Source organism: Pseudomonas sp. HMSC076A11 (assembly GCF_001810205.1).
Taxonomy (GTDB): Bacteria; Pseudomonadota; Gammaproteobacteria; order Pseudomonadales; family Pseudomonadaceae; genus Pseudomonas; species Pseudomonas aeruginosa.
On record NZ_KV800316.1, the window covers coordinates 38,902 to 65,692 of the forward strand.

A 26,791-nucleotide genomic window follows, 5' to 3' on the forward strand; every position below is an offset into this window, starting at 1 on the left:
TCAGGCTCCCTGGACGATCTTGGCGGCGGCCTCGACCCCGCCCAGGGCCTCGAGGTGCCGCAGCGGATTCCAGAAGTCGCGGTAGAGCAGGATCTGTCCGTCGCGGGTGCGCAGCACCGAGATGTAGTCCTGCGCCAGCTTGCCGCCGGAAACGGTGGCCACGCCGTCGCCATGGAATTCGCCGATGGCCAGGTCGGGGTCGGCGGTCTCGTAGAACTGCACGTCGGTGAAGCGCACGGTCAGGTGCTCGGGAAACAGGCGCATGTGCGCCCAGATGGTTTCGCGGCCCTCGAAGCGGGTCTTCCAGCCCGGCGGGGCGTAGGGGAATTCGAGTACGCCTTCCGGATGGAACAGGTCGCACCAGCCACGGGCATCGCCGTTTTCCAGGAGGCGCAGGCTGTGGACAAGAATTTCCTTGGCATTCATTGGGCGATCCTCTCGATCGGGTTGGCGTGGGAGGCGGTGTTCGCCGGGGCGCTGCATCCGGTGCGCACCGGCACGCTGATCAGGGCGCGGAGGAAGGTGATCGGCAGCCACTGCAGCTCCGCGTGGGGGACCGCCAACTGGAGGTCGGGGAAGCGCGCGAGCAGGCGCTGGATGGCGATCCGCCCCTCCAGCCGGGCCAGCGAGGCGCCGACGCAGTAGTGCACGCCGAAGCCGTAGCCGAGATGGCCATCGGTGTTGCGGGTGAGGTCGAGGTGGTCGGGATCGTCGAAGCGCTCGGCGTCGTGGTTGGCGGTCAGGTTGGAGACCAGGATGTATTCGCCGGCGGGAATGGTGACCCCGTCCAGTTCCACGTCTTCCACGGTGAAGCGCAACATCGAGGCGCGCACCGGACTGTCGTGGCGGACCAGTTCTTCCATGGCGTTGGGCAGGAGTTCCGGCTGCGCCCGCAGCAACGCCAGTTGCTCCGGGTTGACCAGCAGGGTGACCAGCGCGTTGCCGATCATGTTCATGGTGGTCTCGAAGCCGCTCATCATCAGCAGGTGGGCCATGGAGACGAGTTCCGCTTCGCTCAACTGGCCGCTCTCGTCGGCGGCCTGCACCAGCCCGCTGTAGACGTCGTCGGCCGGCTGCCGGCGCTTGGCCTCGAGCAGCACGCGCAGGTAGTCGACCTGCGCATCGGCCAGGGCCTGGGCCTCCTCCGGCGACAGCAGTTCCGCCTGGCGCTCCCAGGACTGGCGGGCGTGTTCGCGCTCGGCCTCGGGAATGCCCAGCAGCTCGAAGATCACCGCGATGGTCAGCGGGATCGCGAAGTCGGCCATCAGGTCGGCCTGTTCGCGGCCGGCCATGGCGTCCAGCAATGCCTCGGTGATCCGTTCTATATGCGGTTGCAGGCGCTCCACCTGGCGCGGGGTGAACGCGCGGCCAACCAGCGAGCGCAGGCGGGTATGGTCCGGCGGGTCGAGGTTGAGCATGTGGTGGCTGAGTCCCTCGCCGATCCCCGCGCGCGGGCTGCCGGTACGCTTCGCGTAGAGTTCGGCGGCCTGCCGGGCGTCGCGGCGGACGCCCGGATGGTTGAGGACCTTGCGCGCGTCGCGGTAGCGCGTCACCACCCACACCGGATGCTCGGCGGCGCGATGCGCGGGACGCGGCGCGCCGTCCACCTGCAGGCCGTCGTAGAGCGCGTGCAGTGGCGAGATCAGTTCCTCGCCCAGTCTCAGTTTGCGATCAGGCACGTTGCTCCTCCTTCGCCGCCGGGGCGGCGGTGACGATGGGGCGGAACATCCCGTCGATCACGCTATCGGGCAGCAGCCGCGCCAGCAGGGTACCGCGGCGCACGTCGGCGCCGACCCGGTAGCGGGTCCGCGGCTTGGCCGCGGTGAGCGCGGCATGCACCGCGGCGGCGACATCGGCGGGCTTGGTCGCGCTGTTGCGCGCGCCGTCCTCGTTGGCCTGGAGGAAGCGCAGGTAGGTATCGCGATAGAGGTCGGCGACGGCGTCGGGGGCGTCGGCCAGGGCGCGCTCGCCCTCGCTGGCGATCTTGCCCCAGATCGGCGTCCAGATCGCCCCGGGGCTGACCACCGAGACCTGGATGCCCATGGGTGCCAGCTCGCGGCGCAGGGCGTCGCTCACTCCCTCCTTGGCGAACTGCGCGGCGGAGTAGGCGCCCAGGTAGGGAATGGCGACCGAGCCGAGGCCCGAGGTGACGTTCACCAGGCGCGCCGCGCCGCCACGGCGCAGCAGCGGCAGGATCGCCCGGGTCACCGCGAGCTGGCCGATCAGGTTGACTTCCAGCTGGCGCCGCAGCAGGTCGCTGGAGACGCATTCCAGCGGCGCGGAAATGCAGATCCCGGCGTTGTTCACCAGGCCCCAGAGCCCGGTATCGCCGACTTTCTCCGCCACCTGCGCGGCGGCCCGGCCAATGGATTCCTCGTCGGTGACATCGATCAGCAGCGTGCTGATCCGGCCGGACGGGCAGGCGTTCGCCAGGCGCTCGCCATCCTCCTGGCGGCGCACCCCGGCGATCACCTGGAAACCCTGTTCGGCCAGGTGCAGCGCGGTTTCCCGGCCGAGGCCGCTGGAGGCGCCGGTGATCAGTACGTGGCGGCCCTGGGGCGAGAGAGGTTTGCTGGTGAATAACATGTCATTGCTCCTCGAGGGCGGATCGTTGGGGGCGTGGATCGCCGACAGCAGGGTGCCCAGGCAATCTTCGGCCAGGCGTTCGGCGCGTTCGCCGGGGACCGCTTCGTCGATATAGGTGAAGTTCCAGAACAGCCGGCCATGGCTGGAGTTGATGGCGGCCACGAAGTAGCCGTTCACCGAGATGCCGGTGAGGAACTGCGCGTCGGAGAGGCGCAAGGCGCCGATCCGCTCGGGGAACGGATAGCGACCGATGTTGGAGGAGCACAGGTTGATCGGCCCTTCGGCTTCCATGAAGGCCATGAATGGCCGCGCGTCGGCCATGCAGCGCGGCGCAGCGCTGGCGACCAGGGTGACCAGGTTGAAATGATGGCCCTGGCGACGGCGTTCGCCGAGGTCGTCGGTGAGCGCGCGGGCGACCTCCCAGAACGGCCGGGCGATGTCCAGCACCACCGGTACCGTGGCGACGTAGGTGCCTACTTCGTCGGGGCGCACCGGCGGCTCCAGTTCGTCGCGGAAGTCGATCGGCGAGCCGATGGCGATGTGGCTAGGGCGGCGCTGGTGGTCGTGGCCGGCGGCGATGGCCAGCGCCGCGGTCAGCGCGCCGTGTACCGTGGTGCCGTGTTCGCGGGCGCGTCGTTGCAGCTGTTCCAGCTGCGCGCCGTCCAGCTCCCGGTGTAGCAGGCGGGTACGCCGCGCTTCCAGCGGCACTGGGTTGCTCGGCTCGATCCGGCCCGGGCGGTGGCGACCGACCAGCGCTTCGTCCTGGGCGGTCTGCTCGGCCAGGCGCGCCGCGCCTTCGTCGCCGGTGAAGCGGCGCGGACGCAGATCCTCCGCCGGCGGCAGGGCGCTGGCGGTCCAGGGTTGCGCGGCGGGGTCGGCGGCCAGGGTCAGCCATTGTTCGGCGAGGGTCAGCACGGTAGTGCCGTCGGCGATGATGTGCGGTACCACGACCAGCAGGTCGTGGGCGCCGGCGTCGGTGGCGATCGCCACGGTACGGATCAGTGGCCCGCTGTCCGGATCGATGCGTTCCGGCAATTCGCGCTCGTTGATTTCCCGCAGCCATTGCTCCTCGCCGCCGCCGCGCACCTCGCGCAGCGGGATGGGCCGCTCGCAGGGCACCCAGCGCGGATCGAGCCCGGCATCGTGCTCGATCCGCGCGCGCAGCAGCGGATGCCGCGCCTGCAGCGCGTCGAGGCCGCGGCGCAGGTCGTCGATGGACAACCGGCCATGGACCCGCACCCGGGAAATCACGTTCAGCGCGGAGAACTGGTCGCTGAGCCAGTACCAGCGTTCCACCGCGGACAGCGGGCGTCGTATCTCGGCCATCATTCGACTCCTGGGAAGGTCAGTGCCAGTTCGTTCTGCCGGGCGAAGGTTCGCTCCGGAGCGAAGCGGAAGTAGAGATCGCGGGCGACGGTGCGCAGCGGATGCTCCAACTGCTCGATGCGGCTCAGCGCCCGCGAGGTCTCGACCATCGCCCTGGCGCGGTCGCGACGGCGGTTCTCGTAGGCGCGCAGGGCGGCTTGCGGGTCGTCGATGGTGGCCAGGCAGTGGGCCAGCACCGCGGCGTCTTCGATGGCGATGGCGGCGCCCTGGCCGAGGCTGGTCAGCATCGGATGCGCGGCATCGCCGAGCAGGGTCACCGGGCCGTCGCCCCAGCGCTCCAGGAACGGTCGGTCCTGGGCCGGCAGGCTGCTGATGTCGGCCTCCGGGGTCGCCTCGATGACCGCCTGCACTTCGTCGGCCCAGCCGGCGTAGAGGCGCTGGATGCCCGCCTTGCCGCCGCGCCAGTCCTTCGCCTGTTCGGCCGGCATGTTGCGGGTGCCCCACCAATAGACGTTGCCTTCGCCGATGTCGGCGAGACCGAAGCGCTGCCCACGGCCCCAGTAATGGGCGACGTAGCCCGGCGTCACCTTCGGATGGCGGAACGCCGGCGTGGCGCGCCAGATCACGTAGTGCCAGTCGGTGGGACGCTCCGGGCCGGTCATGGTGGCGCGGATCGCCGAGTTGAAGCCGTCCGCGCCGATCAGCACGTCGGCGTGCACTTCGCGGCCGTCGCTGCAGAGCACGGTGACGCCTTCGCCGTCGGCGTGGCGCAGGTAGCCGGTGGCGCTCACGCCCAGTTCGATGCGGCAGTCGCGGGCCTGTTCCAGCAGCGCCTGCTGCAGGCTCGCGCGGTGGATCGCCAGGCTCGGCTGGCCGAGCTGACGGGCCAGGCCGCCGAAGTCGATGGCGCGGATCGGTCGCCCGCGCCGGGTGAGGAACCGCAGCGAGTCGAAGGCCTGGGCGCGGGTAAGGTCAGGGCGCACGCCGACCCTCTCCAGGGCGGTCAGCGCGTTGGGCATCAGCGACAGCGCCGAGCCGACCGCGCGCAGCTCCCTGGCCCGCTCGTAGAGTTCGACCTCGAAGCCGGCGGCTTTCAGGCAGGCGGCCGCGGCGAGCCCGCCGATGCCGGCGCCGGCGATGACGATCTTCAGGGGATGTCTGCTCATGGGCGGGTCCGTTCGCTGGAGGTGGAGGGTTCGAGCAACGCGGCGATCTCTGCCGCGACCGTCTCGACATAGGGTTCTTTCATCAGCACCAGGTGGTCGCCGGGTACGTCGATCACATCGAGGCGGCCGCTGGTCCAGTGCTGCCAGCCGTTCTTCGGGTCGCCGTAGTGGGTGCCGGCGGCGTCGTGCATCGGCTTCAGCGCCAGCGGCAGCGGGCCGTCCGCGCGCAGCAGGATCATGTCCTGGTCGCTGACTTCCGGGCGATAGCCGATGAGTGCCTGCCAGCTCGCCCGGAACAGCTCGTAGAGCCGCTGCACGGTGGCGCGCGGGGTGCCGGCGGGAAGTACGCCGGCCTCGATGGCGCGTTCGACGATGTGGTCGAGTTTCTGCTCCAGGCTCGCGCCTTCAGGCAGCGGCTCGACCTCCTCGTCGCTGCGCTCGAACCAAACCAGTTCCCAGTAGAAGAACAGCAGCAGGGCTTCGTCGCTGGCGCTGCCGGCGTGGTTGCGGTCGACGGTGATGGAGTCGAGCACGATCAGTTGGGCGACCGCCTGCGGGTCGAGCGCGCGCAGTTGCCGGGCCATCTCGTAGGCGACGAAGCCGCCGAACGACCAGCCGCCGAGGTAATAGGGGCCTTCCGGCTGCACCCGGCGGATCGCCGCGAGGTAACTGGCGGCGATGTCCTCGAGGACCGCCAGCGGCGTACTGCCCTGGCCGGTGCCGGCCGCCTGCAGGGCATATACCGGCTGGTCCGGCGGCAGTGCGCGGACCAGCGGCAGGTAGCAGAGTACGTGGCCGCCGAGCGGGTGGACGAGGAACAGCGGCGGGCGGCTGCCGCCGGCACGGATCGGTACCAGCGGGTCGAAGGCGCGCACCGCCGAGCGTTCCCGCAGGCGTTCGGCCAGGCCCTCCACGGTCGGCGTCTCGATCAGCGCGGCCATCGGCAGGTCGACGCCATAGCGCTTCTCGATCAGCAGCATGAAGCGCATCGCGCTGAGCGAGGTGCCGCCGAGGTCGAAGAAGCTGTCGCGGATGCCTACCCGGGGACGATCCAGCAACTCGCCGAGGAGTCCGGCCAGGGTGCGCTCGTAGTCGTCGCGCGGGGCCAGGTACTCGATGTTCGTCCCGTGCTCCAGCGGCAGTGCGCGCAGGGCGGCGTCGTCGCGCTTGCCGCTGGGGGTGAGGGCGAAGCCGTCGACCCAGGCGAAGTGTGCCGGCACCATGTGTTCCGGCAGTTCGCTGCGCAGTGCCTGCTTCAGTTCGGCGAGATCCACCGCCTCGGACTCGCCGAGCAGGAAGGCAGCGAGGAATGCATCGTTGCCCTGGCGCTCGCGAGCCACCACCGCCGCGCCGCGCAGGCCCGGCTGGCGCTCGGCCTGGCGCATGATCGCCAGCTCGACCTCGGCCGGCTCGATGCGGAAGCCGCGGACCTTGACCTGGGTATCGGCGCGGCCGAGCCAGACGATCTCGCCGTTGCCGAGGATGCGCCCGAGGTCGCCGGTGCGGTAGAGCCTGGCGCCGGGGCGCCAGGGATGTTCGACGAAGCGCTCGGCGGTGAGTTCGGGGGCGCGGTGGTAGCCGCGCGCGAGGCAGTCGCCGCCGAAGTACAGCTCGCCGGTAACGCCGACCGGTACCGGGCGCAGCGCGGCGTCGAGCACCTGCACCTCGACCCCGTCCAGCGGCCGGCCGATCGGCGGCAGGTCCGGGTAGTGCGCCGGGTCGCCGCTCAGCGAGTGGTAGGTGACCTGGTGCGTCTCGGTGGGGCCGTACTGGTTCTCCAGCAGCAGCCCGGGCATCGCCGCGCAGAACGCGCGGACGTCTTCGGTGATGCGCAACTGCTCGCCGGAGGACACCACCACGCGCAGGGCGCCGGGGCGCACGCCCAGCGCGTTGGAGGCCTCGGCGAGGCGTTGCAGGGCGACGAAGGGCAACAGCACGCGCTGGACCTGGCGGCGTTCGAGGACATGCAGCAGCGCGGAGGGGTCCATCCGCTCGCGGTTGGAGATGAGTTGCAGCTCGCCGCCGCCGCACAGCGTGGAGAAGATCTCCTGGAAGGCCATGTCGAAGCTCAGCGGCGCGAACTGCAGGGTGCGCAGCCCCGGTACGCCGCTGGCGACGCGCAATTGCCACTGGGTGTAGTTGGCCCACATCCGATGGCTAAGCTCGACGCCCTTCGGCCGCCCGGTGGAACCGGAGGTGAACAGCAGCATGGCCAGCTCGTCGAGCTGCGGCGCGGCGAAGGTTTCGGGCTCGATGTCGGCGACCAGTTCCTCTACCGGCAGCACCCGTTCCGCCGCGGCGACATGGGCGTGCTCGGGATGCGCGACCACCCGGAACGGCTGTGCGGTCTCCAGGATCAGCGCCAGGCGCTGCGCGGGATAGCTGACGTCCAGCGGCACGCAGACCAGGCCGGCGCGCAGGATGCCCCAGATCGTCGCGATCATCTCCGGCGAACGGTTCAGCGCCACTCCGATCGCATCGCCGCGGCGCGCGCCGGCGCGGACCAGGCGGGTGGCCACGCAGCGCGCCACATGGTCGAGGTCGCGATAGGTCCAGCGTTGCTCCTCGAAGGCCAGCGCGGCGCTGCCCGGCAGCGCCTCGACCTGGCGTTCGAACAGGCTGACGACGTCGACCAGCGGCTCGGGCTGGGAAGCGGCGTCGCGGCGAGGGGCGAGGAAGGCGAAGTCGGCGGCTTCGTCGGGATGATCGGCGAGGCGCCACAGGAGCTCGACGAAGGTCGCGCCGATCAGCGCGGCCTGGCTGCGGCTGATGCCGCGGCCGTCGCTGTCGATGCGCAGGTACATGCCGTCGCTGGGCGTGGCGATCACGTTGACCAGCAGGGCGAAGTTGGTTTCTTCCCAGACGCGGAAGTCGCGCAGTTGCCACAGCGGTTCGAGGACATGCAGGTTGACGTAGTTGAAGGCGCTGCTCAGTTCGTCGCCGACGATCTGCTGGATGGCGCTGAGCGGATAGCGGCGATGGGCGTGTCCGTCGCGCTCCTGGCGGAACAGCGCATCGGCTACCTCGATCCAGCTATGCCCGGCAATCTCCGAGCGGACCGGCACGGTATTCAGGAACAGGCCGACCATGCGGTCGGCGTCGGGCAGTTCGGGGCGGCCGTTGCTGATCGCGCCGGTGACCACGCTGTCGCTGCGGGAGAACAGATGCAGGGTCAGGCAATGGGCGGCGAGCAGCAGCGATTTCAACGGCAGTCCGCGTTGCGCCGCAGTGGCCTTGAGTCGTTCGAGCAGCCCGTCCGGCAGCGCTTCGCGATGGCTGACCGGACCTTGCGCGGCTTGCGGCTCGTGGGCGCCGAAGCCGTCGAGGCGGGTCATCCTCGCGCCCTCCAGCAGCCCGGTCCAGTACCCCACGGCGGCCGGCGAAGCCAGCGCGGCCAGCTCCTCGCGGACATGGCAGGCCAGCGCCGGCGCGGGGCCCGGCAGCGGCTCGCCACGGTAGGCGGCGACCAGCGCGACGATCAGGTTGGCCACGCTCCAGCCGTCGAGGATCGCATGGTGGAAGCTGAATACCAGGTCCAGGCCGTCCTCGCGGACGAACGCGGCGAACAGGAATAGCCCGGGCTGTTGCAGCGAATAGCGATGGAAGCGGCGTTGGCGGATGTGCTCGTCGAGCACCGTCCCGGCCTCCGGGTTGCCGCGCAGGTCCAGGATCAGCGGTTCGCTGCGCGCCTGGGTATGCACCAGTTGCAGCGGTTCGGATGCACCGCTGAGGTCGAACGACGAACGCAGCGCGGGATAGGCGGCGACCACCCGGTCCAGCGCGTGGCGGAACGCGGCTTCGTCCCAGGCCAGGTCGAAGCGGTAGTGGAACACGTCGTGGTAGACCGACGAGTCGGGGCGCTGGCGGCTATGGAAGAGCAGGCCGAGACTCAGCCGGCTGGTCGGGAAGGCGTCCTCCAGCCCTTCCAGGCGCGGCTTGTCGACTTCGGAAACCAGTTCGAAGGGCTGGTAGCTTCGCTCCGCGAGCGGACGCACCAGGCGCTCGGCGAGGCCCGCCACCGTCGGGTTGCGCATCAGGTCGGCGAGTTCGAAGCCCAGGCCGCGCCGCTGTGCGGCGGCGCGGATGCGCAGCATCAGGATCGAGTCGCCGCCGAGGGCGTAGAAGTCGTCGTGCACGCCGACCTCCGCCACGCCGAGGACATCGGCCCACACCGCCGCCAGTTCGGCCTCGGTCGCCGTGCGCGGCGCAACCGCCGCCACCTGTTCCGGCGGTGCCGGCAGTTGCCGGCGGTCGAGCTTGCCGTTGGCGCTGAGCGGGAGGCTGTCGATGCGCACGAAGAAGGCTGGCAGCATGAAGTCCGGCAGCGTCGCCGAAAGTCCGGCGCGCAATTGACCGGGGTCGAGTTCCGCCGCAGCCACGTAGTAGCCGACCAGGTGCGTGCCGCGTACCGCCGAATCGCGTGCCACGACCGCGGCGTCGCGTACGCCGGGAAGCGCGGCGAGGCGGTCGCGTACTTCGTCGGGTTCGACCCGGTTGCCGCGGATCTTCACCTGGTCGTCGGCGCGGCCGAGGTATTCGAGGTTGCCGTCGGCCAGCCAGCGGGCCAGGTCGCCGGTACGGTAGAGACGGCCGCCGGCGACGAAGGGGTCGGCGAGGAAGCGCTCGGCGTTCAACTCCGGCCGGTTCAGGTAGCCGCGGGCGACGCCGACGCCTCCTATATATAGCTCGCCGACGGCGCCGAGGGGCTGCGGCCTGAGCGCGCGGTCGAGGACGTACAGGCGCAGGTTGTCGATCGGCCGGCCGATCGGGACCCGCGTGGGGTTGTCGCTGGCGCATTCATGGTCGGACACGTCGACGGTGGCCTCGGTCGGTCCGTACAGGTTGACCAGTCGCACGGCGTCGCCGAACAGCCGGCGGAAGCGCGTGACCTGCAACGGCGCGAGGGCTTCGCCGCTGCAGAACACCAGGCGCAGCGAGCTTGCCGCCGCGCGGGCGGTCGGGTCGCCGTCGAGCAGGTCGAGGAACGGCGTCAGCATCGACGGCACGAAGTGGATGACCGTGACCGCGTCGCGCTGGATGCTCCGCAGCATTTCCCGCGGGTCCTTCTCGGCGCCGGGCGGCAACAGCGACAGGCGGGCGCCGGTGAAGCTCCACCAGAACAGCTCCCAGACGGATACGTCGAACGTCACCGGAGTCTTTTGCAGAAGCACGTCGCGTTCGCCGATCGGATAACGACGCTGCATCCAGTTCAGGCGGTTGACCACCGAGCGGTGCTCGACCATGACGCCCTTGGGCATGCCGGTCGAACCGGAGGTATAGATGACATAGGCCAGGTCGCCGGGCGCCACGTTGGCCGCCGGCAGGTCGCCGGTGCTCTGCGGCAGGCGTTCGAGGTGCAGCACGCGCGTCTCGCCGAGGCTCTCGCCGAGTGTCGCCGCGCGTTCGTCCACCAGCACCACGCGGGCGCCGCAGTCTTCCAGCAGCAGGCGGACGCGCTCCAGGGGATGGTCGGGATTGATCGGCACATAGGCGCCGCCGGCGCGCTGCACGCCGAGGATCGCCGGCAGCAGGTGGGGACCGCGGGCGACCAGTAGCGCTACCCGCTCGTCGGTCCTCACACCCGCTGCGCGCAGGGCGTCGGCCACGGCCTGGACCTTGGCGTCCAGCTCGGCATAGCTGAGCGTGCCGCCGTCGGCTTCCAGCAGCGCGGTGCGTTGCGGGGTGCGCGCCACCTGCTCGGCGAACAGCGTGGGCAGGGTAGCCTGCTCGGGGAATACCTGGTCGGTGGCGTTGCGGGTGTGGATCAGTTCCTCGCGCTCGTCGGCCGACAGCGGATCGAGTTCGCCGAGGCGGCGCTCGCCGCCCTCCACCAGGGCGCGCAGGAAGGTTTTGATATGCCGCGCCGCGGCGTCCATGGGGAAGTCGGCGTCGAACACATCGCAGGCGTATTCGAAATCCACCTGCGCGTCGCTGTGCCCGTCGAACTCGGAGACCCAGATGGCCAGCGCGTCCGGGTCATGGGCGTGGGTTTGCGCCACGGTCTCGACGCTGGCGTTCGGGATCGCCTGGGCGGCGGGCCAGCGCATGTAGGAAAGGGTGGTGTCGAACAGTGGCGAGGCGCCGCGCAACAGGTCGCCGAGGGGCATCTTCTGGTGGCGCAGCAGCGTCCGGGTCGCCTCGCGCAACTGCGCCAGGAATTCGTCGACGGTCTGTTCCGGCGCGGTGCGGATGCGTAGCGGCAGGGGATTGGCGAAGTGCCCGACCACTTGCTTGGCCACGCGGTCGGCGCGGTTCAGCACCGGTACGCCGAGGACCACGTCGTCGTTCTGGTGGATCCGCGCCAGGTACAGCGCCACGGCGGCGGAGAGGAACAGGAAGGGCGATTCGCCACGATCGCGGATCGCATCGAGCAGTGTGCGTTCCAGCGTCAGCCTGTGGCGCGCGGTGCGGCGCAGCCCGGCCGGGCGCCTGCGGGTGAAGAGGGCCGGCTCCAGGCCCTCCAGGGCCTCGGCGAAATAGGCGCGGTCGCCGCGGTACTGTTCCGAACCGGAGTAGTCGTCGGTCTCGAGCTGCGCCAGGAGGGAAGCCGTCGGCATCTGCGCCTGTGGCTCGCCTAGCTCGCCCAGGTAGCCGGCGCGCACCCGGCTGAGGAATAGCTGCAGGCCCCAGGCGTCGCTGACGATATGGTGGGTGCGCACGTAGACGTAGAGCGCCTGGTCGCTATGCAGCAGGGCCAGGTCCACCAGGCTGCGGCCGTCCAGCGGGTAGGCGTGGCGGAAGGCGTCGCGCAGCCAGGATCGCACGGCGGCCTCGGGGTCGCGGTCGGCGCGCAGGTCGACGTGGCGCGCCTCGAACTCGGCATCCGTGTCCAGCCACTGGTACGGCGTACCGTCCGTCTCGCCGAGGCGCAGGCGGAACGCCTCGGTGTCTCGCGCCGCCTGCAGCAGCGCCCGTTCCAGGGCCTGGGTATCGACCTCGCCGGTGAAGCGGTCGTAGCTGAAGATGGTGTACTGGTCGAGTTCCGGAAACTGCGCGGCGGCGACCCAGATGTCCCGTTGGTAGGGCGATAGCGGCAAGCGAGCGAAACGAACCATCCCTGCGTCCTCTTCAACAATCCATCGATTCGGCGAACACGGGCACCGCACGCCTCGCCGGACAGGTTCCACCCGTCGACGTTTCAGCGCGCCGTAGCCAGCGTGGTTAGCAGGGAAGCGGCGGCACCCGAAGCAAGAGCGGGGTGTACTATTACTTTTGGCAGGCTCGAAGAAATAGCTGTTAATTCTTGCAGGGTAATCGCGTTGTTAACTGTTAATTCTGGTAGGTATTTACGAGGCAACTTACAAATCTGTTAGGTTCCGGGAAACGTGCGTCGCGGCCCTGCATGGCTATGCTTCACGAGATTACCTTCGCCGGTCTTTTCGAAGTTGACGCAAGCCTTTCGAAAGTGTCTGGCTGATGCATAATGGGCCGCTCGGAAGAGGCGCATTAACGGATATATATCCGCGCCCTGGCGAACAACGAACGCATGCCCTGAAAGGTTTGCCGGATGGATTACCAACAGTTCCAGGAGGTTGCATGAAAACCGATGACAAGGACCGCGAAGGCGGCGACTCCCACGGCGCCATCGGCGCCAAGCTGATGGAGTACGCGCTCAAGGTCAGGAAGGTGTTCGTCACCGGCGGGGTCGACGAGAAGATGGCCAAGGACGTCGTCCAGCAGCTGCACATCCTCGCCTCGATCAGCGACGATCCGATCTACATGTTCGTCAATTCCCCGGGTGGCCACGTCGAATCCGGCGACATGATCTTCGACGCGATCCGCTTCATCACACCGAAGGTCATCATGATCGGTTCCGGCAGCGTTGCCAGCGCCGGCGCGCTGATCTATGCCGCGGCGGACAAGGAAAACCGCTATTCGCTGCCCAATACCCGCTTCCTCCTGCACCAGCCGTCGGGTGGCATCCAGGGGCCGGCGAGCAACATCGAGATCTACCGCCGCGAGATCGTGCGGATGAAGGAACGCCTCGACCGGATCTTCGCCGAAGCCACCGGGCAGACGCCGGAAAAGATCAGTGCCGACACCGAGCGCGACTTCTGGCTGAACGCGGAGGAGGCCGTGCAGTACGGCCTGGTCAACAAGATCATCGTTTCGGAACGGGAGATCACGCTGCCTGGCCAGTGAGTTTCCGCAGGCCGGATAAATACGAAGGCGGGCGCGAAGAGCGTATTTCCCGACTCTCTTCTCGCTCGTTTTTCTTTCTTTAATTTCCGATCGATAGGGTAACTTTTCTTACTTTTATTTTGCTTGCTTTCAAAATGCCATCAGCAAGAATGGCAGGCTTTTGCAAAGTCTCACGTCGCGCGCCCGTTATTTTCAATCATTCTATCGAGCGACATTTTTCAGGCTTACGGAAATTACCTTCCGTCTGCCGGCCTTGTTTGACTCGCCCTGACGTAACAATGGACAAGCGCCGGGAAAGTTCCAGCTTCCGCGGCGCTTGCCGGTATTTCCAGTGAATTGTTTTCAGGCGTTCGCCGCGCGCCGGGCCGCCGGCGAGTTGGCCAGGTATTCCAGGGCTTCCTGGGTATTCGCCTCGTGCTCGGGGTGGTACCAGGGATTGAAGTAACGGGCGACGTCGCGGAAGGTGCGCGCGAGGTTCGGCAGCAGGCCCTGCTTGCCGAGCCGCCACCAGGTTCGTAGGAATCCCTGGCGCTTGGCGCCGCGCAGGCTCGGGTCCTGGTCGAGGAGGGTGCGGGTGCCGTCGGCGAGCAGGTAGACCAGTATCGCGATGACCAACAGCATGGTCAGTTGCCGGGTGACGAAGCTGCCGCCCAGATGCATGTGCAGGTCGTGGGCGACGCTGCGGTGCTCTACTTCCTCGGCGCCGTGCCAGCGCAGCAGGTCGAGCATCACCGGGTCGCTGCCGCGGCGATCCAGCTCCCGGGCCTCCAGCACCCACTTGCCGAGCACGCAGGTGAAATGCTCCACCGCGGCGATGATCGCGCAGCGCTGGCGCAGCCACCAGCCGTCGAGGGCGCGGGTCAGGCGGTTCTGCCCCAGCGGGTAGTCGCAGAGCAGGCGTTCGAAAAGGAAATCCATCTTGTCGGTGAACGGCTTGGAGTCGATGTCGAACCTGCTCAGGTAGCGCTGGATCGCGCCGTCGTGGGCCCGCGAATGCATCGCTTCCTGGCGGATGAAACCCTGCACGTCGTCGCGCAGGCGGGCGTCGCTAACCAGCGGCAGGGCCTTGTTGTAGAGGCGGCAGAACCACAGTTCGCCGGAAGGCAGGAGCATGTGCAGGACGTTCATCACCTGGGACGCTTCCGCTTCGCCGGGAACCCAGTGCAGGGGGGTATCGCTGAAGTCGAAGCGGACCTTGCGCTGGACCAGCTTGTGGTGGAATTCGCTCATGGCAGGCTCTCAGGAAGTCAGGTCGAAGCGCGCGAGAAACCGCGTGGCCCAGGGCGCGAAGCGCCATTGCAGGGCGCCGAGGTGCACCTCGCTGCCCACCGAGACCACCGCCTTGTTGCGCTCCACGGCGCGCACCAGCTTTTCCCCGACGGTGTCCGGGCTGAGCCGGCGTCGCTTGTAGAAGCGCTGGATCTTCGCCTGGCGCTGCGCCTGGCGTTCGGCGTCCATGCCGACGAAGCGGGTGGCCTGGACAATGCCGGTATCGACGAAGCCCGGGCACACCGCGGTGACTCCGATCGAACGTCCGGCCAGTTCCGCCCGCAGGCATTCGCTGAGCATCAGTACCGCGGCCTTGCTGGTGGCGTAGGCGGGGTAGTTGCGCGACGGCGCGAAGGCCACGCCGGAGGCGACATTGACCAGGTGCCCCGGCTTGTTCGCCGCGATCATCTGCCGGCCGAACAGGCGGCAGCCGTCGATCACGCTCCACAGGTTGACCCGCAGCAGGCGCTCCCATTCCGCGGGCGAGGTGTCGAGCATCGGTCCGGCCATGCCGATGCCGGCATTGCTGACTACCACATCCGGGACTCCGAGGGTGTCGCGCACCCACTCGGCGAAGGTCTCCATGGCCTGGGTATCGCCGACGTCGACCTGGTAGACATGGGCCGTGGCGCCAAGGGCGCGGGCCAGTTCGGCGCTGCGTTCGGCGGCTTCCAGATCGAGATCGGCGGCGAGCAGGCTGGCGCCGCGCTCGGCGAAGCTGAGCAGGGTCGAACGGCCGATGCCGCCGCCGGCGCCGGTGACCACCACCAGCTTGCCGCTCATCGAGCGCGCGTCGGGCCGGACCTGGGCGCGTTGCAGGGCCGGCGGCGACTCGCCGGTTTCCTGGGCGTCGATGAACTCGCCGAGCCAGCCGGCTAGTTGCTCCGGCTCGGCCAGCAGTTGCCAATGGCCGACGCTCGCCTCGCGCCGCCACAGGCGTGGCGCCCACAGGCTGAGGTGCTGGAACAGCTGGGCGCCGACGTAACGGTCGCGGGTCGGTACGATCAGTTGCACCGGCACTTCGGTGTGGCGCTTGCGCGGACGGAACAGGCTGCGGATGAAGTTGCCGCGGTACAGCTTGACCCCGTGCCGGCCGTCGCTGGCCTGGGTCGGGTTGACCTGCGGATGGCGGACGCCTTCGGCGTGCTTCAGGAACTGCGGCCAGAGCCGGGCCAGGCCGGCGCTCCAGAGCAGCTCGGGTACGACGGGGGTATGGAAGAAGGCGATGTACCAGGAGTGGAGCAACTGGCCGAATACCGCTTTCAGGGCCTTCGGACTGCGCTGCCTGAGGTGTTCGCGCATCCAGAAACCGACATGGTCCAGGCAGGGCCCGGAGATCGAGGTATAGGACGCGATCAGCGGTCGGCACTGCGGATCGGTGACGCTTTCCCAGGTCTGGATCGAGCCCCAGTCATGGGCCAGCAGGTGTACCGGGCGGTCCGGGCTGGTGGCGCGGATCACCGCCTGCAGGTCTTCGCTGAGCCGCTGCAGGTGGTAGTCGCGGCTCCAGCGTGGCTTGTCCGAAGCGCCGGCGCCACGCACGTCGTAGGCGACGATGCGGTAGCGCCCGGCCAGTTGGCGGATCAGCGGCAGCCAGGTCTCGTGGTTGTCCGGGTAGCCATGCACCATCAGCAGCGTCGGCTTGCCGTTGTCCGGCGCGCCCCAGCAATGAACCGCCAGGCGCACGTCGCCGGATTGCACGAACAGGCGTTCCGGCTGCAGGTCGGGGAGGGCGAGGAGCGCGTTCATGCGGCCTCCCGTGCTTGCGGCAGCAGTCCGCGCGCCTGCCAGCGGCGGACGTGCGGCAGGTCGTCGTCGAGCCAGTAGGCGTCGTCTTCGGTGACCACCAGCAGTTCTTCGAACTTGGCGCCCACCCCGCGTAGCCCCAGGTGCGGTTCCACCGCCCAGAGACCGGGCGTCGGCGGGTGCTCGGAGCGCTTGCCGCTGGACCACAGCGGCGACCAGCCTTCGCGCTTGCCGGTGACCAGCGCGTTGCGCGTCAGGGTGTACAGGTTGCGCACGCCGAAGCGCGCCACCGAGGGACCGCGGCGGTTGCCGAGCTTTTCCACGCGATGGGCGAGCACTTCGAAGGGATAGGCCTTGTGCCGTGGCAGGGTGCCCTGGATCACGCAGAGCCGGTCGACCGCCTGGCTGACTTCGGCCAGGGGGCGCCGTTCGCGGACCAGGTCAAGGATGGTGCGTCGGTGTATCAGCAGGTCGTCCATCAGCCGCTCCTGCAACAGGTTGTGGCCTAGTGCGCCGGAGTAGCCGACATCGGCGGTATAGGCGCCGAGGGTCGGCGCGCAGTCGAGGATGAACGGCATGCCTTCCTCCAGGCGCTGCTTGCCGGGGTAGAAGGCCAGGTTGAAGCCACCGAGATGACGCAGGCCGTCGAAGCCCTTGAACGAGGTGCGGCTGCCGAACCAGGCGAAGGGCTGGTGGAACCAGTCGTCGACGCCATGATCCTGCAGCCAGGTCTTCATCAGCGCCGCGGCTTCCCTCTCGCTGATGCCGGCGCGCAGTTCGCCGTGGATGGTTTCGCAGCAGGTATAGGCCAGTCGCTGGACCTGGCGGAAGTGATCGAGATCGTCGGGAGTGGGTACCCAGGCGCCTTGGGACATGGCTCTCTCCAGGCTGGCTTGTCGTTATTGTGACATTGATTGATGTCATGGTTGATGCTGGCCCATAAGCAGGCGTTGCGCCAGCCCTGGGAAGTCTCTTCACGCCGGTGTTACGGCACTTGCTACCGGCGCCGGAAGGCCCGGGGCAGAAGGCTCGGGACGTTTCCCCCGGGTTTTGGCGGTGGTGCCGGAGAAGCGGCTGACCGACGAGTCCAGTCTTTGGTTGGCGCCCGCGCATCCGGACGCCGGCAAAGAGCGTTGCGCCCCCGGAGGTTGTGGCCGTTCGGCGGGCCTCGTTATGATCCGCCTCCATGAGCACACCCCTGACCCTCCTGCAGCGCCTGCTGCAACGTGGCGAGCAGCCGTCCGCCGAGGATGCCCGCGAATACAGCGTCGACGAACTGGCTCGCGCGGCCGGCAGCAGCGTGCGCAACGTACGCGCCTACCAGGACCGCGGCCTGCTGCCGCCGCCGGAGCGGCGCGGCCGGGTCGGCGTGTATTTCGACAGTCATCTCAAGCGCCTGCGGCTGATCAGCCAGTTGCTCGAGCGCGGCTATTCCAGCGCCAACATCAAGGAACTGCTGGAAGCCTGGGAACAGGGCCGCGACCTCGACCATGTGCTCGGCCTGGACCAGGCGATCATCGGCGAGTGGAACCTGGAGACGCCCGGCAGCATCGGCTTCGACGAACTCCAGGCGATCTTCGGCGACGAACTGAACGACCGGGTGATCGACAAGGCCCAGGCGCTGGGCCTGCTGCTGTTCGACGGCGAGCGCATGAAGATCCCCAGTCCACGGCTGTTCCAGGCCGGGCTGGAACTGTACCGCAGCGGCATCCCGCTGGAGGCGCTGCTCGATCAACTCGGCGAGTTGCGCAGCGACACCGAGCATCTGGCGGCGGGAATCGTCCGCCTGATCGTCACCCACCTGGTGGACGGCCGCGGCACCGACCTGCTGCCCGGGGCGCCGGACCTGCAGGAGCTGGCCAAGGTGTTCCTGCGCCTGCGCCCGCTGGCGGAACACGTGGTCCAGGTGGAACTGGCGCGCGGCCTCAAGCTGTCGGCCAACGAAATGCTCGGCGAGCGTGTCGGCGAGATGCTGCGCAAGCTGGAAAAGCCTTCCTGACTCTTCTTCAGATCTTCCGCGCCGCCGCCTGGATCTGTTCCCGCAGCCAGGCGCCGGCCGCTTCGCGCTCGGCGTCGCCGCGCCAGATCTGCACATAGTCGAAGCGCGGGATCGCCAGCGGCGGCTCGCAGAGCGCCAGTTCCTCGGGTAGCCGCAACCTTTCGAGGGTGCGTTCGGCGATGGTCAGTACCAGGTCGGTGCCGGCCAGCAGCGCCGGGGCCACGGTGAAGTGCGGCAGGGTCAGCGCCACCTGCCGGCGCAGGCCGCGTTTTTCCAGGGCGCTGTCGACTTCCTCGGCCGGGTTGTCCTGTAGCGAGACGCGCACGTGGCGGGCCGCCAGGTAGCGGTCGAGGGACAGGCCGTCGGGGCGGTCGAACAGGCTGCGCCGACAGACGCAGACGAAACGCTCCTCGAACAGGCGCCTGGCGCGCACGCCCTCCGGAAGCAGGGGGAATACCCCCAGCGCGCAGTCCAGCTGTCCTTCGGCGACCTGACGGGCGGTTTCCAGGCGCGGTTCCTGGACTATCCCGAAGCTCACCCCGGGCGCCAGCGCCTGTTGCTGGCGCAGCAGCGCCGGCAGCACCACCCAGGCGCCGTAGTCGGACATGCCCAGGCGGAAGTGGCGTCGGCTGCGCACCGGTTCGAAGGTCGGCCCGCCGATCACCCCGCGTACCTGGTCGAGGCTGGCCTGGAGCTTCGGCGCCAGCTCCAGCGCCAGGCTGGTCAACTGCATGCGGCTTTTCACCCGCACCAGCAGTGGATCGCCGAACAGTTCGCGGAGACGCCCGAGGGCGTGGCTGACCGCCGGCTGCGACATGGCCAGGCGCTGCGCCGCGCGGGACACGTGGCGCTCGCTGAGGAGCGCGTCGAGCACCACCAGCAGGTTGAGGTCGATACGGCGTAGGTCATGAATCTGCTGCATGGAAGGTGTACCAACTATCGATTTCCATTCGCGAAGTGGATAGCAAAAACTCTGCTCCAGAGGCAAGGGCCGGAGGAGGAGAATCAGCATGCCCAATTATCTGATGGTACTGATGGCAGTTTCGGTGGGCGGCATGGTGGTGCTGCAGGCCGGCAGCAACGCCTTGCTCGGGCGCCTGCTCGGCCATCCGCTGAGCGCCAGCCTGACTTCGCTGGGCGTCAGCCTCGGGGTGGTCAGCCTGGGCCTGCTGCTGGTGCGGGTGCCGCTGCCGGCTATCGCCAGCCTCGGCGGCGCGCCCTGGTGGAGCTGGCTCGGCGGGCTGTTCGGCGCGGCCTACCTGACGGTGGCGATCCTGGTCGCGCCGCGCCTGGGTGCCGCCACTTTCATCGCGTGCGTGGTGGCCGGGCAGATGCTGGTCTCGGCGCTCTGCGACCAGTTCGGCTGGGCCGGTTTCCCGGTGCGCCGTTTGTCCTGGGAGGGCTATCTCGGCCTGGCGCTGGTGGTGGCGGGGGTATTGCTCCTGCAATGGCGGGGAAGAGCGTGAGGAGAGTGCCGGCGAAGGCTGTCAAGTGGAATCTGGCCTAGACCAAAATCTTGATCTCAAATTGTGATGAAGTTGGCATGAGTAGTTGTTGCAAAGCGTGTTGAAACCAAAGCGTCTTTTTCCCTCACTAGCGTCGTCGGGGTTCGAACAGCTTGCTGCCGAGTGAGCCTGCGGGCGTCATGGATGCGCTCGGCAGCCCTGTGCCACACCCTGACCTGGTGAGTCCCCCGATGATTTCGAAAAGCAGAAGAAGCTTCATCCGCCTGGCCGCCGGTACGGTCGGCGCCACCGTCGCCACCAGCATGCTGCCGTCGAGCATCCAGGCGGCCCTGGCGATTCCCGCGCACCGCCGGCATGGCAACCTCAAGGACGTCGAGCACGTGGTGATCCTGATGCAGGAGAACCGCTCCTTCGACCACTATTTCGGCACCCTCAAGGGCGTCCGCGGCTTCGGCGACCGCATGGCGATCCCGCTGCCCGATGGCCAGCGGGTCTGGCACCAGAAGGGCAGCAAGGGCGAGATCCTGCCCTACCACTTCGACACCAGCACCACCAGCGCCCAGCGCGTCGACGGCACCCCGCACACCTGGCCGGACGCCCAGCAGGCCTGGAACGAAGGGCGCATGGACAAGTGGTTGCCGGCCAAGACCGAGCGTTCCCTGGGCTACTACAAGGAGCAGGACATCGCCTTCCAGTTCGCGATGGCCAACGCCTTCACCATCTGCGACGCCTATCACTGCTCGTTCCAGGGCGGCACCAACCCCAACCGGCTGTTCCTCTGGACCGGCACCAACGACCCGCTCGGCCAGCACGGTGGTCCGGTAACCACCAACGACCACGACAGCAACGGCCCGGTGGAGCAGGGCTACACCTGGACCACCTATCCCGAGCGCCTGCAGGCTGCCGGCATCACCTGGCGGGTCTACCAGGACATGGCCGACAACTTCTCCGACAACCCGCTGATCGGCTTCCGCCAGTACCGCGCCGCGGCGCCTGACTCGCCGCTGATCGTCAACGGCCTGAGCACCTGGAAGCTCGATGCGCTGAAGCGCGACGTGCTGGCCAACAGCCTGCCGCAGGTGTCCTGGATCGTCGCCCCGGCCAAGTACTCCGAACACCCCGGCCCGTCCAGCCCGATCTGGGGGGCCGAGTACACTTCCTGGGTACTCGACGCGCTGACCGCCAACCCGGAGGTCTGGAGCAAGACCGCGCTGCTGGTGATGTTCGACGAGAACGACGGCTTCTTCGACCACGTCGCCCCGCCGGCCGCGCCGAGCCTGAACAAGGACGGCACGCTGCGCGGCAAGACCACCGCCGACGCCACCCTCGAATGGCACACCAAGGGCGATATCCGTTATCGCAACCAGCCCTACGGCCTCGGCCCGCGGGTGCCGATGTACGTGATCTCGCCGTGGAGCAAGGGCGGCTGGGTCAACTCCCAGGTGTTCGACCACACCTCGGTGATCCGCTTCCTGGAGCAGCGCTTCGGGGTCATGGAGCCGAATATCAGTCCCTGGCGTCGTGCCGTCTGCGGCGACCTGACCTCGGCGTTCAACTTCGCCAACCCGAACAACGAGCCGTTCCCCGAACTGCCCGACACCAGCCAGGCCGACGCCATCGTCGCCAGCCAGATCAAGCTGCCGAAGCCGAAGCCGCCGGCGGTGGCCGCCATGCCCAAGCAGGAAATGGGCATCCGTCCGGCCCGCGCCTTGCCCTACGAGCTGGGCGTGCATGCGCGCTACCGCAGCGGCGGAGATGCGCTGAGCCTGACCTTCGCCAACACCGGCAAGGCCGGCGCGGTGTTCCAGGTGTTCGACCTGCTCGACAGCGAGAACCCGCCGAAACGCTACACCGTCGGCGCGCGCAAGCGCCTGCACGACAGCTTCCAGGGCGACGCCAGCGGCGACTACCACCTGGAAGTGCACGGTCCGAACGGTTTCCTCCGGGTCTTTCGCGGCAACCTGCGGCGCGACCTGGCGGAGCGCAAGGCGCCGCTGCCGGAAGTGCGGATCGACTACGAGCCGCTGTTCGGCAACCTGCGCGTGCAACTGATCAACCGTGGCCGCCATCCGGTCAAGCTGACGGTCAAGGACAACGTCTATCGCCAGGGCGAGCGGCGTACCGTCAACGTGCCGCCGGGACAGCGCCGGGAAGTCCGCTATTCGCTGCGCAGCAGCGGCAACTGGTACGACTTCAGCGTCAGCGCGCAGGGGGCGGACAGCTTCCTGCGGCGTTTCAGCGGTCGCATGGAAGATGGTCGCTCCGGCTTCAGCGACCCGGGCATGGGCCTGGGCACGCTGACCTTCTGACCCGGACGGCCGCGCCGGCTCCCTGCAATGGGGCGGCCGGCGCGGACGGCCTGCGCCCTAGTCGAGGGGAACCGGGTAGAGGGTATTGAGGATCCACTTGCCGTCCTTCAGGACGAAACCGTACGAAATCTCCTTGGCCATGTACGTATCCCAGCGCGTGCAGACGCCCTGGCCGTCGGCCTGCTTGCAGGAGTAGGCATCGATCTTGCCCATGTGCAGCTTCTCCAGGGAAACCACCTGGAACTTGCTGTTGCCGCTGCAGGCCACCGGATTGTCGATGTATCCGTACTGGCGCCAGGCCGCGTCGTAGTTGCCTCTCGACTTGAACAGGGTCTTGTCTTTCTGCGACGAGCCGGACGGCGGCGTCATCCCGTAGATGTGCTGGGTCACGTGGCCGCCCATCGAGGTATTGCGCGTGGCGTCGGCGCTTTGCTGCACGCTGGTGATGTCGCGGCAGGCGGCGGCGTTGGCCGAGGAGGCCAGCAGCAGAAGGGCGGAGAAACCCAGGCCGGCGACGCACTGGCGTGCGTCGGGGCGGGGCAGTGAAAAGCGGTTCATCGGCGGCTCCTGTGAGATGGATTGCTTATGAAGGAACGCCGCCGCGCAGTTTTCGTGAAGATGCCTCAGTCGCGATAGCGTGGTGGCGGCGCGTAGCCGCCGCCGTTCCGGGCGTCGGCGGGAAATGCCTGCGGTCCGTCGGCCGGCGCCTCGCGACCGCTGGCCGGAGCGTCCAGCTCGAACAGGGCCACGCCGATCACGCCGAGGTTGCGGCTGTCGCCGGCCGCGCTGTTGCTGGCGTAGGCATCGTCGGGGCTGGCGAAGCGGAACGCCGCGACTTCCCGTTCGTTCTTGCGGAAGCCCTCGATCACCAGGCTCTCGCCCGGTTCCAGCACATAGCCGCGGTTCTTCAGGCTGCCCGGCTGGCCGTTGAGCACGTCCAGGCCGTCTACCGTGGCGACCACCTCGTAGGTCGCGTTGCCGAGGTTGTTCAGCCACAGTCGGTAGCGCTGGCCTTCACGACCCTGCAATTGCAGGGTGCTGCGGTGCTGCACGAGGTCGAACTTGCCGCCATCCTCGTCGAGTACGGCGAAGCCCACCCTGCCCTTGGCCAGGGGCAGTTCCTTGATGGCACGTCCATCGAAGCGGCTCGCGCTGTAGAACACCTGGCGGCGATCGACCGGTTGCTCCGATAGACGTCGCAGGGCCACCGAGGTGACCGGCGAGGCGACGCCTTCGCCCCATTGGGTGCCGAGCCGCTGCTCGGTCGGCGCGCCGGCCTGCTGTTGGGGCAGGCTGCAGCCGCCGAGGGCCAGCAGGCCCAGCAGTAATGCGGATAGCAGTGGTTTGCGCATGGTTCCTTCCTCTCCCTGGACACCTGGAGGCGGGGTGCCTCCCTGATGGCTCCGAGCACCGATGATGCCCGATCTTCGGCGGGCTTCGTAAATTTCCTCGAACGGGCGCGGCGGCGCGTTTTCCTATTGGCTGACCCAGCGCTGCCGCGCCCAGGCGCTCAGGCTGTCGACCCCGAGCACCAGGACCAGCATGGCCAGGATCACCGTGGCGGCCTGGGCCTGCTGGAACAGGCTCAGGCTGAAATAGAGCATCTGCCCGAGCCCGCCGGCACCGACGAAGCCGAGCACGCTGGCCATGCGGATATTGTTCTCCCAGCGGTACAGGGTATAGGCCACCAGTTGCGGCCAGACCCCCGGCAGGGTGCCATAGGCGAATGCCGCGAGGCGTCCGCTGCCGGCCAGGCGCAAGGCCTCGGCGGGCTGCGCCGGGGTGTTCTCCAGGGCTTCGGCGAACAGCCGGCCGAGCACGCCGCCGGTGTGCAGCGCCAGGGCGAGGGTCCCGGCGTTCGGCCCGAGCCCGGCCGCCAGCACCATCAGCGCGCCCCAGACCAGCTCCGGCACCGCGCGCAGCGCATTGAGCAGGAGTCGCGCCAGGCTCTGCGCCGGCACGCCGAAGCGACCTGCCGCCGGCAGCGCGAAGAGCAGGCCGAGCAGCGCCGCCAGCAGGGTGCCGATGGCCGACATGGCCAGGGTTTCCAGCAGCCCCCGGCCAATCGCCCGCAGGTGCGGAGCGGACAGGTCGGGCGGGAAGAACTCGCTGGCGTAGGCGGCCATCTGGCCCAGTCCCTTGCCGCTGAAAAGACCTGCGGTGTCCATGTCCAGATAGGCGAACGAGGCGCCCACCGCGGCCACCACCAGCAGCGGCCAGAGCAGCAGGCGCCAGGTCCGGCTCATGCCAGCCTCCCGCGCAGGAAGCGGCTCAGCAGGTCGGCGAGGAGGACCAGCAGGAGGAAGGTCAGCAGGATGCTGGCAACCTCGCCGCCGGCGAACATCCGCAGCGACAGGTCGATCTGCTGGCCGAGGCCGCCGGCGCCGACGAAGCCCATCACCACCGAAGCACGGATCGCGCACTCCCAGCGATAGACAGTGTAGGAAATCATTTCCCCGGCGGCGTTCGGCAGCACCCCGTAGGCGAACGCCGCCAGCCGCGATCCGCCGCCCAGCAGCAGGGCGCGGGTGGGGCGCGGATCCACCGACTCGAAGATTTCCGCGTAGACCTTGCCGAGCATGCCGGCATAGGTGATGGCGATGGCCAACACCCCGGCGGTGGGGCCCAGGCCCACGGCGCGGACGAACAGCAGCGCCCAGACGATTTCCGGCACGCTGCGCAGGAGGATCAGCAGGCCGCGCACCGGCCAGCGCAGTGCCCGTGCCCACCAGGCCGGCAGGCCGCCGCGCGGCAGTGCCGAGAGCGACAGGGCGCGGGTCGCCAGCAGTGCGGCGGGAAACGCCAGGAGCCAGGCCAGGGCCATGCCGGCGGTGGCGATGGCGAGGGTTTCCAGGGTGGCGCGGCCGAGCAGGGCGAGGAACCCGGGATCGTGTGCCGGCGGCCAGAAGCCGGCGAGGAAACCGCCCATGGTGCGCGCGTTGTCGCCGCTGAACAGGCCGGGGATATCCAGTTCGCTGAGGCGCAGCCCCGGCCAGAGCAGCAACGCGGCCAGGGTCAGCAGCAGGCGCGGCAGGGCGGCGGGGTCGCGCGGCGGAGAAGCGGCGTTCAGCATCGTGGGATGTGCACCACGGCGGGTTCGCCGGCCGGGCTGGCGCGCTCGGCCTGCAGTTGTTCGTTGGCGTAGAGGGCGTCCAGCGCGGCGCGGTCGACTTCGTCGGCGGGCAGGTCGAAGGCGATGCGTCCGGCGCGCAGCCCGATCACCCGGGGGAAGTGTTGCAGCGCCAGGTCCACCGCGTGCAGGCTGGCCAGCAGGGTGCTGCCGCGCGCGGCGGCCTCGCGGTTGAGCAGGGCCAGGGTATGGCCGGCGAGCACCGGGTCCATGGCCGAGACCGGTTCGTCGGCGAGGATCAGCTCGGCGCGCTGGTAGAGCACCCGGGCGATGCCGACCCGCTGCAACTGGCCGCCGGAAAGCTGGTCGCAGCGCTGGAACAGCTTGTCGCCGAGATCCAGGCGTTGCAGTGCGTCGTGGGCGCCGGCGCGGTCCAGCGGATAGACCAGGCTGACCAGGCTCTTCCATAGCGGCCACTGGCCGAGGCGCCCGGCCAGTACCGCGCTGACCACCCGCTGCCGTGGCGGCAGCGGCGGTGCCTGGTGGACCAGGCCGATGCGCGCGCGCAGGCGTTGGCGGGCGGCGGCGGATAGCGCCCAGGGCTCCTCGCCGAGCAGTTCGACACGGCCGGCGCTGGGCCGCCATTGGCTGGCGAGCACCCGCAGCAGGCTGGTCTTGCCGGCGCCGGAAGGTCCGATCAGGGCCACCCGTTCGCCAGCGGCCAGGCGCAGGCGGATGTCGGCAAGGGCGCGTTGGCCGTCGGCGTGGACCAGGTCCACGCCGTCGAGGCTCAGGCTCACTTCAGCAGGCCGGCGGCGCGTGCGGACTCCTCGATGCCCTTGTAGTTGTCCGGATTGGTCTCGATGAAGCGGCTGGCGGCCTGCAGGTCGAGGATCTCCTTGTCGGCCGGTTTCGCCGGGTCGAGGGCGAGGAAGGCCTGCTTGATCTTCTCGGCCAGGGCCGGGTCGAGGTTGCCGCGCACGGTCCAGTTGTAGTCGTAGTAGGTCGGCGTGGTGGCGAAGACCTTGACCTTGGCGGTATCGACCTTGCCGCTGTCCACCAGCTTCTGCCAGACCGAGGCGTTCAGCACGCCGGCGTCGACCTTGCCGGCCTGGACCCAGGCTACGGTGGCGTCGTGGGCGCCGGAGTAGGCGACGCGGGAGAAGAACTGCTCGGGGACGATGCCGTCCTTCTGCATGAAGTAGCGCGGCATCAGGCTGCCCGAGGTGGAGGAGACCGAGCCGAAGGCGAAGGTCTTGCCCTTCAGGTCCTGCAGGGATTTCACCTGGGGATCGGCCGTGATGAATTTGCTGGTGAACTGCTGGTCCTGCTCGCGCTGCACTAGGGGAATGGCGTTGCCGGTCTTCAGCCGCGCCTGGACGAAGGTGAAGCCGCCCAGCCAGGCCATGTCCAGGCGGTCGGCGGCCAGCGCCTCGACCACCCCGGCGTAGTCGGCCACCGGGACGAACTTCACCGGCATGCCGAGTTGCTTCTCCAGATAGGCGCCGAGCGGCTTGAATTTGCGCAGTAGCTCGGTGGGCGCCTCGTCGGGGATCGCCGAGACCTTGAGTTCTTTCAGGGTTTCGGCGTGGGCGAGCGCGGCGGACAGGGACAGGGCGATGCCGGCGGCGAGCGCCAGGGAGCGTTTCAACATGGGAGAGTTCTCCGGTTCAATGGCGGAAAAAACCCGGGGAGTATAGTGGTGCGCGGCC

At 68.7% G+C, this 26,791-nt stretch carries 19 protein-coding genes and 1 pseudogene; 4 read left to right on the forward strand and 16 right to left on the reverse strand.

The window, feature by feature from the left end; genetic code table 11:
- From HMPREF2716_RS22400 to HMPREF2716_RS22425, 6 genes and pseudogenes are all read right to left on the reverse strand, one after another.
- On the reverse strand, window positions 1–426 hold the full coding sequence (locus tag HMPREF2716_RS22400; RefSeq protein ID WP_003091711.1) for a nuclear transport factor 2 family protein: 426 nt from the start codon (window positions 424–426) through the stop codon (window positions 1–3).
- Window positions 423–1,679: a cytochrome P450 family protein gene (locus HMPREF2716_RS22405; RefSeq protein WP_023517854.1), complete on the reverse strand. Its 1,257-nt coding sequence runs from the start codon at window positions 1,677–1,679 to the stop codon at window positions 423–425. Before HMPREF2716_RS22405 ends, HMPREF2716_RS22400 begins: the two co-directional genes overlap by 4 nt.
- Window positions 1,672–2,586 (reverse strand): SDR family NAD(P)-dependent oxidoreductase, encoded by a 915-nt coding sequence (locus tag HMPREF2716_RS22410; RefSeq protein WP_003106196.1) that lies wholly within the window; start codon window positions 2,584–2,586, stop codon window positions 1,672–1,674. The genes HMPREF2716_RS22405 and HMPREF2716_RS22410 overlap by 8 nt, the downstream gene beginning before the upstream one ends.
- Before the next feature lies 1 nt (window position 2,587).
- Window positions 2,588–3,915 (reverse strand): annotated as a pseudogene (locus HMPREF2716_RS22415) (condensation domain-containing protein).
- Entirely contained in the window at window positions 3,912–5,078 is a 1,167-nt protein-coding gene (locus tag HMPREF2716_RS22420) for an FAD-dependent oxidoreductase (protein ID WP_003091709.1), read from the reverse strand. The pseudogene HMPREF2716_RS22415 and the gene HMPREF2716_RS22420 overlap by 4 nt, the downstream one beginning before the upstream one ends.
- Window positions 5,075–12,133 carry an amino acid adenylation domain-containing protein gene (locus tag HMPREF2716_RS22425; protein WP_070622009.1) on the reverse strand — a complete coding sequence of 2,353 codons (7,059 nt, stop codon included), beginning with the start codon at window positions 12,131–12,133 and terminating at the stop codon, window positions 5,075–5,077. Before HMPREF2716_RS22425 ends, HMPREF2716_RS22420 begins: the two co-directional genes overlap by 4 nt.
- 481 nt (window positions 12,134–12,614) lie before the next feature.
- On the opposite strand from HMPREF2716_RS22425, the gene HMPREF2716_RS22430 reads away from it, so the two are divergent.
- Window positions 12,615–13,220 (forward strand): ATP-dependent Clp protease proteolytic subunit, encoded by a 606-nt coding sequence (locus tag HMPREF2716_RS22430; RefSeq protein ID WP_003091706.1) that lies wholly within the window; start codon window positions 12,615–12,617, stop codon window positions 13,218–13,220.
- Window positions 13,221–13,562: 342 nt separating this feature from the next.
- Here HMPREF2716_RS22430 and HMPREF2716_RS22435 read toward each other — a convergent pair whose 3' ends face one another.
- From HMPREF2716_RS22435 to HMPREF2716_RS22445, 3 genes are read right to left on the reverse strand one after another with little or no spacing between them, the layout of a single operon-like run.
- The gene (locus tag HMPREF2716_RS22435) at window positions 13,563–14,450 is read right to left on the reverse strand and encodes a metal-dependent hydrolase (RefSeq protein WP_003117578.1); all 888 of its coding nucleotides are present in this window, start codon (window positions 14,448–14,450) and stop codon (window positions 13,563–13,565) included.
- 9 nt (window positions 14,451–14,459) lie between these two features.
- Complete coding sequence (locus tag HMPREF2716_RS22440; RefSeq protein ID WP_070622010.1) at window positions 14,460–16,238, reverse strand: SDR family oxidoreductase; 1,779 nt, start codon at window positions 16,236–16,238, stop codon at window positions 14,460–14,462.
- Window positions 16,235–17,110 carry a M24 family metallopeptidase gene (locus tag HMPREF2716_RS22445; protein ID WP_003091703.1) on the reverse strand — a complete coding sequence of 292 codons (876 nt, stop codon included), beginning with the start codon at window positions 17,108–17,110 and terminating at the stop codon, window positions 16,235–16,237. Before HMPREF2716_RS22445 ends, HMPREF2716_RS22440 begins: the two co-directional genes overlap by 4 nt.
- 311 nt (window positions 17,111–17,421) lie before the next feature.
- Here HMPREF2716_RS22445 and HMPREF2716_RS22450 point away from each other — a divergent pair, with 311 nt between their 5' ends.
- Entirely contained in the window at window positions 17,422–18,234 is an 813-nt protein-coding gene (locus HMPREF2716_RS22450) for a MerR family transcriptional regulator (RefSeq protein WP_003113147.1), read from the forward strand.
- Window positions 18,235–18,241: 7 nt separating this feature from the next.
- On the opposite strand, the gene HMPREF2716_RS22455 is transcribed toward HMPREF2716_RS22450, so the two are convergent.
- Complete coding sequence (locus tag HMPREF2716_RS22455; protein WP_003113148.1) at window positions 18,242–19,156, reverse strand: LysR family transcriptional regulator; 915 nt, start codon at window positions 19,154–19,156, stop codon at window positions 18,242–18,244.
- An 88-nt stretch (window positions 19,157–19,244) separates the two neighbouring features.
- On the opposite strand from HMPREF2716_RS22455, the gene HMPREF2716_RS22460 reads away from it, so the two are divergent.
- Both HMPREF2716_RS22460 and HMPREF2716_RS22465 read left to right on the forward strand, forming a co-directional pair.
- On the forward strand, window positions 19,245–19,700 hold the full coding sequence (locus HMPREF2716_RS22460) for a DMT family transporter (protein WP_003162218.1): 456 nt from the start codon (window positions 19,245–19,247) through the stop codon (window positions 19,698–19,700).
- Between the two features lie 230 nt (window positions 19,701–19,930).
- Window positions 19,931–22,009: a phosphocholine-specific phospholipase C gene (locus HMPREF2716_RS22465; RefSeq protein WP_003113149.1), complete on the forward strand. Its 2,079-nt coding sequence runs from the start codon at window positions 19,931–19,933 to the stop codon at window positions 22,007–22,009.
- 57 nt (window positions 22,010–22,066) lie between these two features.
- On the opposite strand, the gene HMPREF2716_RS22470 is transcribed toward HMPREF2716_RS22465, so the two are convergent.
- The 6 genes from HMPREF2716_RS22470 to HMPREF2716_RS22495 form a co-directional block, all read right to left on the reverse strand.
- Window positions 22,067–22,567, reverse strand: a complete 501-nt coding sequence (locus tag HMPREF2716_RS22470) for a hypothetical protein (protein ID WP_003091690.1) — start codon at window positions 22,565–22,567, stop codon at window positions 22,067–22,069.
- Window positions 22,568–22,632: 65 nt separating this feature from the next.
- Window positions 22,633–23,361 (reverse strand): hypothetical protein, encoded by a 729-nt coding sequence (locus tag HMPREF2716_RS22475; RefSeq protein ID WP_003117583.1) that lies wholly within the window; start codon window positions 23,359–23,361, stop codon window positions 22,633–22,635.
- A gap of 123 nt (window positions 23,362–23,484) precedes the next feature.
- Entirely contained in the window at window positions 23,485–24,255 is a 771-nt protein-coding gene (gene phnE, locus HMPREF2716_RS22480; protein WP_003091685.1) for a phosphonate ABC transporter, permease protein PhnE, read from the reverse strand.
- Window positions 24,252–25,082 (reverse strand): PhnE/PtxC family ABC transporter permease, encoded by an 831-nt coding sequence (locus HMPREF2716_RS22485; RefSeq protein ID WP_031801400.1) that lies wholly within the window; start codon window positions 25,080–25,082, stop codon window positions 24,252–24,254. The genes phnE and HMPREF2716_RS22485 overlap by 4 nt, the downstream gene beginning before the upstream one ends.
- Window positions 25,076–25,879: a phosphonate ABC transporter ATP-binding protein gene (locus HMPREF2716_RS22490; RefSeq protein WP_070622011.1), complete on the reverse strand. Its 804-nt coding sequence runs from the start codon at window positions 25,877–25,879 to the stop codon at window positions 25,076–25,078. Before HMPREF2716_RS22490 ends, HMPREF2716_RS22485 begins: the two co-directional genes overlap by 7 nt.
- Window positions 25,876–26,733, reverse strand: coding sequence for a putative selenate ABC transporter substrate-binding protein (locus tag HMPREF2716_RS22495; protein WP_003113155.1), 858 nt, complete (start codon window positions 26,731–26,733; stop codon window positions 25,876–25,878). The genes HMPREF2716_RS22490 and HMPREF2716_RS22495 overlap by 4 nt, the downstream gene beginning before the upstream one ends.
- Window positions 26,734–26,791 lie beyond the last annotated feature (58 nt).